The organism is Streptomyces sp. AM6-12, assembly GCF_044327085.1.
Lineage (GTDB): Bacteria > Actinomycetota > Actinomycetes > Streptomycetales > Streptomycetaceae > Streptomyces.
Genome location: NZ_JBIQWN010000001.1, coordinates 2213408 through 2226920 on the forward strand (window position 1 = coordinate 2213408; position 13513 = coordinate 2226920).

General features: G+C 71.6%; 13 protein-coding genes. 7 read left to right on the top strand and 6 right to left on the bottom strand.

From position 1 onward, the window contains the following. Positions 1–10 precede the first annotated feature (10 nt). The 3 genes from ACE4Q9_RS09815 to ACE4Q9_RS09825 all read left to right on the top strand — a co-directional run bounded on the left by ACE4Q9_RS09815 (position 11) and on the right by ACE4Q9_RS09825 (position 1686). Positions 11–424 (top strand): roadblock/LC7 domain-containing protein, encoded by a 414-nt coding sequence (locus tag ACE4Q9_RS09815; RefSeq protein WP_004983065.1) that lies wholly within the window; start codon positions 11–13, stop codon positions 422–424. 94 nt (positions 425–518) lie between these two features. Beyond that, entirely contained in the window at positions 519–1115 is a 597-nt protein-coding gene (locus ACE4Q9_RS09820; RefSeq protein WP_397983846.1) for a DUF742 domain-containing protein, read from the top strand. Beyond that, positions 1096–1686, top strand: coding sequence for an ATP/GTP-binding protein (locus ACE4Q9_RS09825; protein WP_070022337.1), 591 nt, complete (start codon positions 1096–1098; stop codon positions 1684–1686). The genes ACE4Q9_RS09820 and ACE4Q9_RS09825 overlap by 20 nt, the downstream gene beginning before the upstream one ends. A gap of 148 nt (positions 1687–1834) precedes the next feature. Here ACE4Q9_RS09825 and ACE4Q9_RS09830 read toward each other — a convergent pair whose 3' ends face one another. Both ACE4Q9_RS09830 and ACE4Q9_RS09835 read right to left on the bottom strand, forming a co-directional pair. Beyond that, on the bottom strand, positions 1835–2026 hold the full coding sequence (locus ACE4Q9_RS09830; RefSeq protein WP_397983847.1) for an acyl-CoA carboxylase subunit epsilon: 192 nt from the start codon (positions 2024–2026) through the stop codon (positions 1835–1837). Positions 2027–2061: 35 nt separating this feature from the next. Continuing rightward, positions 2062–3657 carry an acyl-CoA carboxylase subunit beta gene (locus tag ACE4Q9_RS09835; RefSeq protein WP_397983848.1) on the bottom strand — a complete coding sequence of 532 codons (1596 nt, stop codon included), beginning with the start codon at positions 3655–3657 and terminating at the stop codon, positions 2062–2064. Between the two features lie 402 nt (positions 3658–4059). On the opposite strand from ACE4Q9_RS09835, the gene ACE4Q9_RS09840 reads away from it, so the two are divergent. Next, positions 4060–4662, top strand: coding sequence for a YceI family protein (locus tag ACE4Q9_RS09840; protein WP_397983849.1), 603 nt, complete (start codon positions 4060–4062; stop codon positions 4660–4662). Here ACE4Q9_RS09840 and ACE4Q9_RS09845 read toward each other — a convergent pair. After that, positions 4649–4861: a hypothetical protein gene (locus tag ACE4Q9_RS09845; RefSeq protein ID WP_397983850.1), complete on the bottom strand. Its 213-nt coding sequence runs from the start codon at positions 4859–4861 to the stop codon at positions 4649–4651. The genes ACE4Q9_RS09840 and ACE4Q9_RS09845 overlap by 14 nt on opposite strands. Further along, positions 4810–5652, bottom strand: coding sequence for a hypothetical protein (locus tag ACE4Q9_RS09850; RefSeq protein ID WP_397983851.1), 843 nt, complete (start codon positions 5650–5652; stop codon positions 4810–4812). The genes ACE4Q9_RS09845 and ACE4Q9_RS09850 overlap by 52 nt, the downstream gene beginning before the upstream one ends. 98 nt (positions 5653–5750) lie before the next feature. Between ACE4Q9_RS09850 and ACE4Q9_RS09855 the strand changes: the two genes are divergently transcribed. Beyond that, on the top strand, positions 5751–6194 hold the full coding sequence (locus ACE4Q9_RS09855) for a MarR family winged helix-turn-helix transcriptional regulator (RefSeq protein WP_397983852.1): 444 nt from the start codon (positions 5751–5753) through the stop codon (positions 6192–6194). 89 nt (positions 6195–6283) lie between these two features. Here the strand turns inward: ACE4Q9_RS09855 and ACE4Q9_RS09860 are convergent, their stop codons facing one another. Together ACE4Q9_RS09860 and ACE4Q9_RS09865 are read right to left on the bottom strand one after the other, a co-directional pair. After that, entirely contained in the window at positions 6284–7636 is a 1353-nt protein-coding gene (locus ACE4Q9_RS09860) for a hypothetical protein (protein ID WP_397983853.1), read from the bottom strand. Positions 7637–7689: 53 nt separating this feature from the next. Further along, on the bottom strand, positions 7690–10710 hold the full coding sequence (locus ACE4Q9_RS09865; RefSeq protein ID WP_397983854.1) for a glycoside hydrolase family 3 protein: 3021 nt from the start codon (positions 10708–10710) through the stop codon (positions 7690–7692). Between the two features lie 146 nt (positions 10711–10856). Here ACE4Q9_RS09865 and ACE4Q9_RS09870 point away from each other — a divergent pair, with 146 nt between their 5' ends. Both ACE4Q9_RS09870 and ACE4Q9_RS09875 read left to right on the top strand, forming a co-directional pair. Beyond that, positions 10857–12722, top strand: coding sequence for a ricin-type beta-trefoil lectin domain protein (locus tag ACE4Q9_RS09870; protein WP_397983855.1), 1866 nt, complete (start codon positions 10857–10859; stop codon positions 12720–12722). A 63-nt stretch (positions 12723–12785) separates the two neighbouring features. Beyond that, complete coding sequence (locus ACE4Q9_RS09875; protein ID WP_397983856.1) at positions 12786–13388, top strand: GPP34 family phosphoprotein; 603 nt, start codon at positions 12786–12788, stop codon at positions 13386–13388. Positions 13389–13513: the final 125 nt, after the last annotated feature.

The following is a 13513-nucleotide window of genomic DNA, read 5'->3' on the forward strand; positions in this document are numbered from 1 at the left end:
TGTGAGCCCGATGAGCCAGGCGGCACAGAACCTGAACTGGTTGATCACCAACTTCGTGGACAACACCCCGGGGGTGTCCCACACGGTGGTGGTCTCCGCCGACGGACTCCTTCTGGCGATGTCCGAAGGCTTCCCCCGTGACCGCGCCGACCAGCTCGCCGCCGTCGCCTCCGGTCTGACCTCGCTGACCGCCGGTGCCTCGCGCATCTTCGAGGGCGGCAGCGTCAACCAGACGGTTGTGGAGATGGAGCGGGGATTCCTCTTCATCATGTCCATCTCGGACGGATCGTCCCTCGCCGTCCTGGCCCACCCGGAAGCGGACATCGGCCTCATCGGGTACGAGATGGCCCTGCTGGTGGACCGCGCGGGCACGGTCCTCACCCCGGATCTCCGCGCGGAGCTCCAGGGCAGCCTTCTCAACTAGTAATCGGACGGTGCGTATTCGCGTCCCGGGGCCTTAAGGTTTCGGGACGCGGCTCCACACGGATGGGTGCCCGACGCAGTCGGAGGAGGAGAAAGTGGCAACACCCCCAGGAGGTTCGCCCTCGGGCAACTGGTCGTACGGCCCTGCCCAGGGCCACGGCGACGGCTCGGCGAGCCCGTACGACTTCCCCTCCGCCCCCCACCACCGGCAGCCGTACGCCCCGCAGGGACCCGGCCCCTCGCCGTACAACCAGCCGCAGGGGCCCGGCCCTTCGCCGTACGACCAGCCGCCGGCCCCGCGTATCCAGCCGGTCCAGCCGCAGCGCCGCCCCGAGCCGGCGCCCGCGGCGAACAACCCCCTGGTGCGTCCGTACGCCATGACCGGCGGCCGGACCCGCCCGCGCTACCAGCTCGCCATCGAGGCACTGGTGCACACCACCGCTGCTCCGCACCAGATGCAGGGCCAACTGCCCGAGCATCAGCGGATCTGCAATCTCTGCCGGGAGATCAAGTCGGTGGCCGAGGTCTCGGCCCTGCTCACGATCCCCCTCGGCGTGGCCAGGATCCTCGTCGCCGACTTGGCGGAGGCGGGCCTGGTCGCCATCCATCAGCCCGGCGGCGACGAGAACGCCGGTGGCCAGCCAGACGTGACACTGCTCGAAAGGGTGCTCAGTGGACTTCGCAAGCTCTAGCGGAGGGCCGGTTTCTCAGAGTCGCTCCACCACCTCCGCGAAGATCGTGGTGGCGGGCGGCTTCGGCGTGGGCAAGACCACGTTCGTCGGCGCCGTCTCGGAGATCAACCCGCTGCGCACAGAGGCCGTCATGACGTCCGCTTCGGCCGGCATCGACGACCTCACCCACACCGGGGACAAGACCACCACCACGGTGGCCATGGACTTCGGCCGCATCACCCTGGACCAGGACCTCATCCTGTACCTGTTCGGTACGCCGGGTCAGGACCGTTTCTGGTTCATGTGGGACGACCTCGTCCGCGGCGCCATCGGCGCGGTGGTCCTCGTCGACACCCGGAGGCTCGCCGACTGCTTCCCGGCTGTCGACTACTTCGAGAACAGCGGGCTTCCGTTCGTCATCGCGCTCAACGGTTTCGACGGGAATCAGCCGTACAGCCCGGACGAGGTGCGCGAGGCGCTCCAGATCGGTCCGGACACGCCGATCATCACCACCGACGCGCGGCACCGGGCGGACGCCAAGTCCACGCTCATCACGCTCGTGGAGCACGCGTTGATGGCTCGTCTGCGGTAGGTGGGTCCGCGGCTTCCGGGCTGCCCGTCACGGTCGTACGCCGGCTGCGGGCAGCCTTTGGCCGTTCGCGGACCCCGCGCCCCTTCGGGCGCGCACAGAAGTGGGGCCCCTCCGGAGAGGGGCCCCACTTCTGTGTCTGCTTCTTCGCTCAGCCGTGCCAGCTGTGCGGGGCGCGGAAGCCGGGCTCGCGCTCCAGGCGGCGCCAGCCGGCCTTGGGGTGCGGGCGGTGGTGGGCCGGCTCGGGGCGGGCGGCGGCGCGGGCGAGCAGGACGGCCGTGATGGCGGCGACCTCCTCGGGCTCGGCGTGGCCCTTCTCGACGCGGATGTCGGCAGTGCTCATGGGTGTCAGTCTCCGTAAGAGAGATGGCCGCTCGGTTACTGCGGGGGGTTGCCGTGCTTGCGGGAGGGGAGGTCGGCGTGCTTGGTCTGGAGCATCGCCAGCGACTTCACCAGCACCTCGCGGGTCTCGGCCGGGTCGATGACGTCGTCGACCAGGCCGCGCTCGGCGGCGTAGTACGGGTGCATCAGCTCGGACTTGTACTCCTTGACCATGCGGGCCCGCATGGCTTCGGGGTCCTCGGCCTCGGCGATCTGGCGGCGGAAGATGACGTTGGCCGCGCCCTCCGCACCCATCACCGCGATCTCGTTCGTGGGCCAGGCGTAGGTGAGGTCGGCGCCGATCGACTGGGAGTCCATGACGATGTAGGCACCTCCGTACGCCTTGCGCAGGATCAGCGAAATCCTCGGCACGGTGGCGTTGCAGTACGCGTACAGCAGCTTCGCACCGTGCCGGATGATGCCGCCGTGCTCCTGGTCGACGCCGGGGAGGAAGCCCGGCACGTCCAGGAAGGTCACGATCGGGACATTGAAAGCGTCACACATCTGGACAAAGCGCGCAGCTTTTTCACTCGCCTCGATGTCCAGTACGCCGGCGAGGACCTGCGGCTGGTTGGCGATGATGCCGACCACCTGGCCGTCGAGGCGGGCCAGGGCGCAGATGATGTTGCGGGCCCAGCGCTCGTGGACCTCCAGGTACTCGCCGTCGTCGACGATCTCCTCGATGACCTTCGTCATGTCGTACGGCCGGTTGCCGTCGGCCGGGACCAGGTCGAGCAGGATGTCCGAGCGGCGGTCGGCCGGGTCGGAGCACTCCACGCGCGGCGGGTTCTCGCGGTTGTTCTGCGGCAGCAGCGAGAGGAGGTAGCGCACCTCGGCGATGCAGGTCTCCTCGTCGTCGTAGGCGAAGTGGCAGACGCCGGAGGTCTCGGCGTGCACGTCGGCGCCGCCCAGGCCGTTCTGGGTGATCTCCTCGCCGGTGACCGCCTTGACCACGTCGGGGCCGGTGATGAACATCTGCGAGGTCTCGCGGACCATGAAGACGAAGTCCGTGAGGGCCGGCGAGTACGCCGCGCCGCCCGCGCAGGGGCCCAGCATCACGGAGATCTGCGGGATGACGCCCGAGGCCTTCGTGTTGCGCTGGAAGATGCCGCCGTATCCGGCGAGCGCGCTGACGCCCTCCTGGATGCGGGCGCCCGCGCCGTCGTTCAGGGAGACCAGGGGGGCGCCGGCCGCGATGGCCATGTCCATGATCTTGTGGATCTTGGTGGCGTGGGCCTCGCCGAGGGCGCCGCCGAAGATCCGGAAGTCGTGCGCGTAGACGAAGACGGTACGGCCCTCGACCGTGCCCCAGCCGGTGATCACACCGTCGGTGTACGGCTTCTTGGCCTCCAGGCCGAACCCGGTCGCCCGGTGCCGGCGCAGCTGCTCGACCTCCTGGAAGGACCCCGGGTCCAGGAGCAGCTCGATCCGCTCCCGCGCCGTCAGCTTGCCCTTGGCGTGCTGCGCCTTGGTCGCCTTCTCGCTGGGGCCGGCCACGGCCTGCGCACGGATGTCGTGCAGTTCGGCGACCCGTCCGCGCGCGTCCGTCGGCTCGCCGGTCGGCTCACCCGTCGTCTCTTCCAAAACGGTCATGTAGCGACCTTACGAAGGACACCAAGGAAAGCGAGCCGTCGACTCCGTACAGTCTCCGGCCCGTTTTCCTGGTGCCAGTGAACAGAACCATGGCGCGGTGCAGCCGTTCCGACTGCTCAGAGGCGGCTTGCGTTGTGGGAATACAACAAGGACACCACCGGCCGGCCATCCCGCATTCGTGGGAACGCGCATGCCATCCGTGGAGTGACGCCACCCCTCGGACGGCCCTCAGCCACGACCCCGGCCCCCACGCTACGCGCTTCTCCCGGCGGGCACGCACGGTGACTTCCAGTCATCGACGCGCCACGCTGCGGATGATGTTGAAAACCGAACGGAATGGGTCTACCGTCGGAGTCGTCGGGTTCGTTGAACGTTAAACCGAATGGCTCCCGGGAGGACACCATGGGCATCTTCGGCCGCAAGGACAGCACGACCACCGCCACCGCGCAGAGCGCCGGCCCCGACCTGGCCGCGCTGACCGGCGACTACACGATCGACCCCGCGCACAGCACGATCGGGTTCGTGGCCCGGCACGCGATGGTCACCAATGTGCGGGGCACCTTCCAGGACTTCACCGGCACCCTGCACCTGGACGGTCAGGATCCGGCCAAGTCCACCGCCACCCTCGACATCGCGATGGCGAGCATCGACACCGGCAACGCCGACCGCGACGGCCACCTGAAGTCGGCCGACTTCTTCAAGATCGACGAGTTCCCGACCATGACCTTCCGCTCCACCGAGGCGGAGGCCCTGGGCGGCGACGAGTACCGCATCACCGGCGACCTCTCGCTGCTCGGCGTCACCAGGCCGATCACCGTCGACCTGGAGCTCAACGGCGTCGCCAGGGACCCGTTCGGCAACGAGCGCGCCGGCTTCGAGGGCAAGGCCGAACTGCTGCGCTCCGAGTGGGGCCTGACCTGGAACGCCGCGCTGGAGACGGGCGGTGTGCTGATCTCCGACAAGATCAAGCTGAACTTCGACATCTCCGCGATCAAGAACGCGTGAGCCCCGGCCGGCCGCGCCCCACCGGCAGCAGCCACCACGCCGACGCCACCGAGAGCACCGCCCCGACCGCGATCGCGGACAGCCGGGCCGGCAGCAGCTCGGTGGCGTTCTGGCCGTAGTAGCCGTGCAGCAGGGACAGGGCGGTGGTCATGCCGGCCGCCCAGAAGGCGTAGTCGAGCGGGCGCAGCCACAGGGCCACGGCGAGGACGGCGAACAGCGCCACACCGCCCGGTGCCCGCCGAGCCCGGCCGCCGCCACGCCGGTGGCGAGCAGCGTGCCCGCGCAGGCACCGGCGAACCGGCGGACTCCCTTGTGCAGGACGTCCGTTCGTCCCCGGTTTCCGCTCGCCACGACGTAGGCGGTGAGCACGAGCCAGGGCCAGTGGTCGGCGTACAGGAGCCGGCCGAGCGCGAACGCGGCGGCGATGGCGGCCGCCAGCTGTACGGCCATCCGGGTGCTGGGGCGCGGACGCGGCGCGGTGGCGCGGCGGGGCGTCGGCGGTCCGGGGTCCTCGGGGCGCGGGGCGAGGCGGCCGGCCAGGGTCCGCACCAGCAGCATGCTCGTCCAGGCCAGGGCGCCGATCAGCGCGGACCAGCCCGGGTTCACCGCCGCGGACCGGGCGCCAGGAGGCAGGGTGGGTACGGGGACGATCAGCAGGGCGATGAGCGGCAGGGTGAGCAGGGTGCCCGCACGGGTGGCGGCGGGGCCGTAGCGGCGGATCCAGACGGCGAGGGCGAGGCCCGCGGTGAAGAGGGCGGCGCCGGGCCAGTAGTGGGCGGCGAGCAGCCGGGACAGGCCCGCGCACAGGGCGGCGGACGGGGGCAGCAGGGCGAGCGCGGTGAGCCGGCCGCGCCGGTCGGCACTCCACCGGCCCCGCGCCAGGGTCAGGGTCAGGGCGACCGCGAGGACCACGGAGTCGGTGTGCAGCCCGGCCGCGCCCTCCAGCCACAGGGCGGCCGCCCAGGAGAGCAGCACGGCCGCCATCGTCACGGCCGCTTCATAAGCGTTGCGTATCAGTCTCCGGCGCATTGACCGAGAATAGAGCCCCGGAGTCGTCTCATTAATAAGCTGCTGCGTACGATATCGCGATGGACGATCATCTCGCCGATGCCGCCGCCCTCCGCAGTGCCGTCGTCCGGGTCAACCGGCGGCTGCGACAGGAGCGCGGCGAGGGGGGCCTGAGCCCCAACCAGCTCGCGGTGCTGGGGTATCTGCACGCGCACGGCCCGGCCACACCGGGGCGGATCGCGGCGCAGGAACGGCAGCGGCCGCAGTCGCTGACACGGGTGTTCGCGGACCTGGAGGCGGAGGGGCTGATCGCGCGGGAGCCGGACGCGGGCGACCGCCGGCAGTCCGTGCTGACCCTGACGGAACCGGGGCGGCGGGCGCTGGAGCGGGACATGGCCGAGCGGGACATCTGGCTCGCCGCAGCCCTGAGCACACTCGGGGAAACGGAGCGGGGGGTGCTGAGGCTGGCGGCGGCGCTGCTGGAACGGGTGGGGTCGATGGAGATACCGGGCACGGAACCCTGACCGCCCCCGGCCGCCTCCCCTTACGGGTCCGCCTCAGTCGGCGTCTGTCGCCTTACGGGTCTCCCTCTGTCGCCTTACGGGCCGGCCCCTCAGTTGCCGAAGCCGCCGCCGAAGTCGCCCCCATCTCCCCCGCCGAAACCGCCGCCGTCACCGAAACCGCCACCGAAGTCGCCGGGGTCGAAGTCGGTGCCGGAGACGTCGCCGCCCTGGTAGCCGGCGCCGCCGAAGTCGCCGTACCCGGCGCCGTAGTCGGCGGCGTACGAGGGCGTGGCCATCATGCCGCCGAGCACGGTGCCGAAGAGGAGGCCGGGGAGGATGCCGCCGCCGAAGTAGCCGCCGGCCCAGGGGCCGTAGGCGGGTCCGGCGTCCCAGTAGGGGCGGCGGCCGTACTCCGTGTCGACCTCGCGGACCACGGGATCGCGGCCGTCGGCGAGGCGGGTGGCGTCGGCGGCGCAGACCGGGACCTCGCGCGGGGCGCCGCCGGGCGGGGTCCAGGTGGCGTCGGCGACGGAGGGGCCGTGCCGGGGGTCGAAGAAGCAGGGCGGGCGGCGCTCGGGCAGCGGGCGGCCCTCGCGGCGCGCGGCCAGCTGGGCGAGGCTGAAGCGGCCGTCCTCCAGCGCCTCGGTGACCGGCCGGACGTCTTCCGGTCTGCCCGCCTCGGCCATCCGCTGTTTCGCCCTCTCGTAGGCGTCCAGGGCCCGCTCGTAGTCGGCGCGCATCGCGTCGTCGGCGCCGGGTTCGGCCGGGTGGAAGTCGAGGCGGTCCAGTTCCTCGCCGAACGCGGTGATGTCCTCGTCCACCACCACCCGGAGCCGGTCGAGCGCGGCCCGCTGCTCCCGCTCGCGCCGCCGCCGGTTCCGCCGTACCAGCGTGTACGCGCCCGCCGCGCCCGCCACCAGCACCGCGGCGACCGCGATCAGGCCCGCGCCGGAGCCCTCCCCGCTGCCCGCGGCGCCCCAGCTGCGGGGCGCGCGGCCGCCCATGTGGGCGAGGGCGCGGTCGGTGAAGTCGGTGAGCTGGGTCTTGGTTTCCTCGCCCTGGACGCTGGTCACCAGGTTCTGCCGGGCGGTCGGCGACATCACGGAGGCGTCGGCGCGGGCGTCGAAGCGGTCGCCGAGCCGGATGCCGTACAGGCCGGTGATGCCGGTGGCGGCGCGCAGGTCGGGGAAGAGGCTGGTCGTGGGATAGCCGGCCGGGAGGACCGCGATGAACAGCGGTTTGTTCGCGTCCTTGATCCGTTTCGCCAGCGCGTCGGCGTCCGCGCGGGAGAGCCGGCCGGAGGCCGCCGGATCGACGTAGACCGGGCCGGAGCGCAGCGCGCGGGCGATGGCGGAGACGCTGGTGTCCGCGCTCGCTCCGGGGGCGAGTCCGGTCGCCAGGACCAGGGCGAGCGCGGCGAGCAGCAGGGCGGTGAGGCTTCGGGTCCGCGGGACTGCCTTCATGTCTCGACGCTACCCGAAGCCTCCCGCAAGGGGTGATTCAGGGGCGAACCGGGTCAGGCCGCCCGGTACGCCTGCATCAGCTTCTCCAGCGCCTGCCCGTAGTGGCCGGTCAGCAGCAGGTGGTCCGCGTCCGCGAAGGGTTTCGCCACGGCCGCCGTCATCCGCTGCCCCACCTTCCGCTGGACCAGCAGCCGGGCCTGGTCGACCAGCTCCCGTCCGGTACGCCCGTCACCGCGCCGCTGTGCCGTCGCCGCCCGCGCGGCCAGCGACCTCAGGGTGCCCGCGCCGCCGTGCGGGACGGCGGCGCGGGTGGTCAGGCCCCACCCGTAGGGGAACTGGGGGTCGTACGACGCGTCGCCCACGTTGATCGGGAGCTGGGACTCGGACTTCGGCCAGGTGACCGGGAGCTGACCGGTGAAGGGCCGGGTGCCATAGAGGACGTCGGCGACGCCCTCGCCCTCGGTGCCGGGCAGCCAGGAGGCCACCAGGGAGTCGATCTCGCCGAGCCGGTCGCCGATCAGCTGGGGCCGACCGGAGACGATCAGCACCACGCACTTCATGGCGCCGCACACCTTGTCCACCGCCGCCTGGTCGGCCGCCGTGAGGGACAGCGAGTGCCCGTTGCCGACATCGCCGACGCCCTCGGCGTAGGGGGTCTCGCCGACGACGACCACGCCCACGTCGTATCCGGCGGTCGGGGCGGAGGCGTCCTTGGAGTAGGTGACGTTCCCGCCGGCCTCGCGCATGCCCTGGAGGATGGTGGTGCCGGGGACGGTGCCGCCGGAGGCGCCCTGCCAGGTGAGGGTCCAGCCGCCGCTCTGGTTGCCGATGTCGTCGGCGTTGGACCCGGCGACGTACACCTTCTCCCGCTTGTCCAGCGGCAGCAGCCCGCCGCTGTTCTTCAGCAGCACCTGCGATTCGGCGGCCGCCTGGCGGGCCACGGCGCGGTGGGCGGGAGAGCCGATGGCGGCGGCGCCGCTGGTGTCGGCGTACGGGTGCTCGAACAGGCCCAGCTCGAACTTGCGGGTGAGGATGCGGGAGACGGCGTCGTCGATCCGCGCCTCGGGGACCCGGCCCGCCTTCACCTCGTCGATCAGGGTGGAGCTGAAGTCCTTGTAGGTGTACGGCACCATCATCATGTCGACGCCCGCGTTCACGGCCGTGCGGACGTGGTCCGCGTAGTCGCCGGGGAGCTGGTCGATGGCGTTCCAGTCGCTGATCACGAAGCCGTCGAAGCCCAGCTTCCCCTTCAGCTCGCCGTTGATCATGTCGCCGCGGGCGTGCATCCTCATCGCGCCCTTGCCGTCGCCGGTGATGTCGAGGGAGGAGTACGAGGGCATCACGGTACCGATCCCCCGCTCGACGGCGGTCTTGTACGGCGCCAGGTGGATGTCCGCCAGCTGCTGCCGGGTGACGGTGGTGACGCCCTGGTCGATGGTGTACGTGCCGGTGGTGGAGGAGCCGTAGGCGGTGCCGCCGTCGCCGACGAAGTGCTTGGCGGTGGCGAGGACCTTGTCGTCGCGGCTCAACTGGCTGCCGTCCGCGCGCCCTTGGAGGCCCTGGATCACCGTCTCCATGGACTGCACCAGCGCCGGGTCCTCGCCGAAGGACTCGTAGGAGCGGCCCCAGCGTTCGTCGCGGCTCACGCACAGGCAGGGCGCGAAGTCCCAGGGGACGCCGGTCGCGCGCACCTCGGCGGCGGTCACCGCGCCGGTCCGCTCGGCGAGTCCGGGGTCTCTGGTGGCGCCGATGCCGATGTTGTGCGGCATGACGGTCGCGCCGTACAGGTTGTTGTGGCCGTGCACCGCGTCCACGCCGTAGATCAGCGGGATCTGGAACCGCGTTGCCCGCGCCTGGAGTTGGAAGCCGTCGATCATCTGCGCCCAGCCCTCGGCGGTGTTGGGCGTGGGTGTGGAGCCGCCGCCGGACAGCAGCGAGCCGAGGCCGTACGAGGCGATGTCGCCCGGCGTGGTCAGGCCCGCGCGTTCGGCCTGGGTCATCTGCCCGGCCTTCTCGGCGAGCGACATCCGGGACAGCAGATCGGCGACCCGCTTCTTCACCGGCAGCTTCGGGTTCAGGTACGGCAGTCCGTGCGCGTCGATGACGACCTGCGGGACCTCGGCGGGGGCCTTGGCGCCGTCGGCGGTGAGCTTGAGGGGGATGGTCTCGGCGGGCTCGGCGGCCCCGTCCCTGCGGGTGGGCACCTCGATGGTCCGGGTGGTGCCGGAGGGGGTGCCTGCGGGGAAGGTGAGGGTGCCGGAGACCGGGGTGTAGTCCCGGCCGGCGGTGGCGGTGCCGCCGCCGGTGGCGTAGGTGACGGTCACCGGGTCGTCCACGGGCTTCGCGCCGGTGGTGGCGAGGGTGACCCGCACCCTGGCGGTGCCGCCCCCGGTCACCGGGTAGACGGTCGCGTCGGTGCTGACGGAGGCGTGCAGCGCCTGATCGGCCTTGCCGTAAAACTCCACGTCGTCCATGGCGAATTCGCCCTTGAGGCCGGTGGGGAGGGTGACCGCGTACCCCCACATCCGGGTGAGGCCGAGGACGTGGTCGATGCCGCCGACGGGCTGGTAGTCCGTGCGGTAGGTGAAGTCGGCGAACGGGATATGGATCTGCTTCCAGCCGGTGAAGTCATCGGTGAAGGACGTCGTCCACAGCTCGGACGCCTCGCCGTTGGCGCCGCCGTCCTTGATCTCGAAGCCGATCTTCCTGCCGTTGTCGTGCCCCTCCCACCAGAAGCGGATGCCCTGGTGGGCCGACCAGTCGTGGGCGGGCTGGTCGGCGGCGAAGTCATGGGTGAAGCCGCCGTAGCCGCTGATGTCGTAGGTGCCGGTGAGCACCTCGGCGCCCTCGGGGGCGTCGGCGCGCTCGGCGAGGCGCAGCGTGGGCGGGTCGTCGCTGTCGCCGCCCCAGGTGAAGATGCCGTCGGCGGGCTGGGCGGCGAAGGGCACCTCGCCCTCGAAGCGGTCCACGGGCACCGGTGGCGGATCTCCGGCGGCGTGCGCCGCGGCGGACAGGGGCAGCAGGGCGGCGAGCAGGGCTCCGGGGACGAGCAGGGCGGTTCTTGGCCTCGGCATGGACCTTCCCTCGTCTCTCATGGTTCACTCATGACTTAGCTCACGGCGTGAGTTAACTGACGGCTCCCCAACTCGTCAAGACCGGGCGTCAGTTGCTCCCCCCGCTCAGCCCCGCTCTGTCGACCCGAGAGGAAGGGCGACGCACCATGAGGAGATCCCCCCGCGCACTCCGGCTGCTGCTGGCCGGGCTGCTCTCCGCCGCCGGATTCACCGCGGCCACGCTCCCCGCGCATGCCACCGGTGAGCAGGTCACCGCGTGGCTGACCACCACCGACGACTCCGCGGGCCGCCATGTCGTACGCGGCCTCGAAGCGCAGGCGCCGTTCGCCTTCCAGTCCGGGACCGGCGGTGGCGGCACGAACATCACCGTGGACGAGAACACCCGGTACCAGACCTTCACCGGCGCCGGCGCCTCGTTCACCGACACCGCGGCCTGGCTGCTGAACAGCAGCGGCGCGCTGTCGCAGGCGACACGGGACGCGACGATGCGCAAGCTGTTCTCGCCGACGGACGGCATCGGCCTGTCGTTCCTGCGCAACCCGATGGGCGCCTCGGACCTCGCCCGCTACGGCTACACGTACGACGACGTGCCGTCCGGGCAGAGCGACCCCGGCCTGAGCAAGTTCTCCATCGCGCACGACCTCGCGGACGTCGCGCCGCTCACCAGGCAGGCGCTCCAGCTGAACCCCGCGCTGACCGTGATGGCCTCCCCCTGGACCGCCCCGGCCTGGATGAAGGACAGCGGCTCGCTCGACGGGGGCTGGCTGAAGGCGGAGGACTACGGCGCCTACGCGTCGTACTTCGTCAAGTACCTCCAGGCGTACCGGGATCAGGGCATCGACGTCGCGTACGTGACCCCGCAGAACGAGCCGACCTGCTGCTCCGGCTACCCGTCGATGAGCTGGAACGCGAGCGGTCTGGCCTACTTCCTCAAGAACGACCTGCTGCCGCAGCTCCAGTCGGCGGGCCTGAGCACCAAGGTCCTCGCACACGACTGGAATTGGGACACGTACGACTCCTACGCCGCGCAGTCCGTGGACGACCCCGCGATCCGCGACCACCCCAACTTCGGCGGCATCGCCTGGCACGGCTACGGCGGCGACGTCTCCGAGCAGTCGGCGATCCACGACAAGTACCCCTCGCTGGACGCCTTCGGCACCGAGCACTCCGGGGGCACCTGGATCGCCGACCAGCAGCACGAGGACATGTCGAACATCATCGACTACACCCGCAACTGGGCGAAGTCGGTGACCAAGTGGTCGCTGGCCGTGGACCAGAACATGGGCCCGCACAACGGCGGTTGCGGCACCTGCACCGGACTGGTCACCGTGCACGACGGGGACAGCAGGAGCGGGAGCGTGGACTACACCGTCGAGTACTACGACATGGGCCAGCTGACCAAGTTCGTACGGCCCGGCGCGCAGCGGATCGCCTCCACGGCGTCCACCACGGTGCCCAACGTGGCCTGGCGCAACCCGGACGGCAGCAAGGCGCTGATCGCCTACAACGGCTCCGCCTCCGCCCAGACGGTGACCATCGACTGGGGTTCCGAGCACGCGACTTACTCGCTGCCCGGCAAGACCTCCGCGACCTTCACCTGGTCCGGCACCCAGTCCGGCACCGGCGCCGCGAGCGGGGCGTTGGTGGGGCTGGCCGGCAAGTGCCTGGACGTGGCGGGCGCGTCGAGCGCCAACGGTACGGCCGTACAGCTCTACGACTGCAACGGCAGCGCCGCCCAGCAGTGGACCCTGTCGGCCGACGGCTCCGTGCGGGCGCTCGGCAAGTGCCTGGACGTCATCTCGGGCTCGACGGCCGACGGGGCGAAGGTGCAGCTCTACGACTGCAACGGGACCGGCGCCCAGCAGTGGTCGTACAACGCCGCCACGCATGACGTGGTGAACCTCGCCGCCGACAAGTGTCTGGACGTCACCGACAACTCCTCCGCCAACGGGGCCCGCGCGCAGATCTGGTCCTGCACGGGGGCGGCCAACCAGAAATGGCAGCTGCGGTGACGAGCGGCGGGCCGGTGGCTGGGGGACGATGAGGGGCAACGGCCGCGTCGATCTGGAGCCACCATGACCACACCGCAGGACCTGTTCCTCGTCAGCGTGGACGTTCCCGGCGCGCGCCCCGTCGAGCAGGGCGATCTGTCGCTGGCCCTCGCGGGGGCCGAGCTGATCGACCTGCTCGGGGTGCGGGCGCTCACCCTGGACGGGGAGCGCATCGTGCCGGGTCCGGTGCTGACCACCGGTGACCGGATGCTGGACGAGGCGGGCGCGGCGCTGGTGCGCGAGGAGCCGTACGAGACGGTCGAGGACTGGCTGTGGCGGCGCGGGCGCGGACTGGCCACGGCGTACCACGACGTGCTGGACACCGAGGGGCAGCTCACCGGGGAGCGCCGGCGCTGGCTGCCCCGGCTCGGCGGGGAGGCGCCTCAGCCCGACACCCCGGCCCGCCGCCGCGCCGCCGACCGCTGGTGGTCCGGCGAGCCGGTCCTGACCGCGCTCGCCGTCCCGCTGGGCATCGGCGAGGACCGCGCGGACGGCAACGAGAACGCCGACGACGCGGTCCTCACCGTGCTCGCCGCCGTCGGCGACGCGATCACCGAACTGACCGCGGTCCGCGAACGCCGCCGCATCGAGAACGCCGCCTTCGACAACATCTGGCGGGCGCCGTGAGGGCGGGGGGTGGACCGGCGGCGAAGAGGCGACGGAGCCGGGTCCCCGTCGGGGAGTCGGCACCCTGAGCCCGCCCCCGCGAGAGGACCCAGCTCAGCCCCGCCGGGGGCCGCGCCTCGGCACCG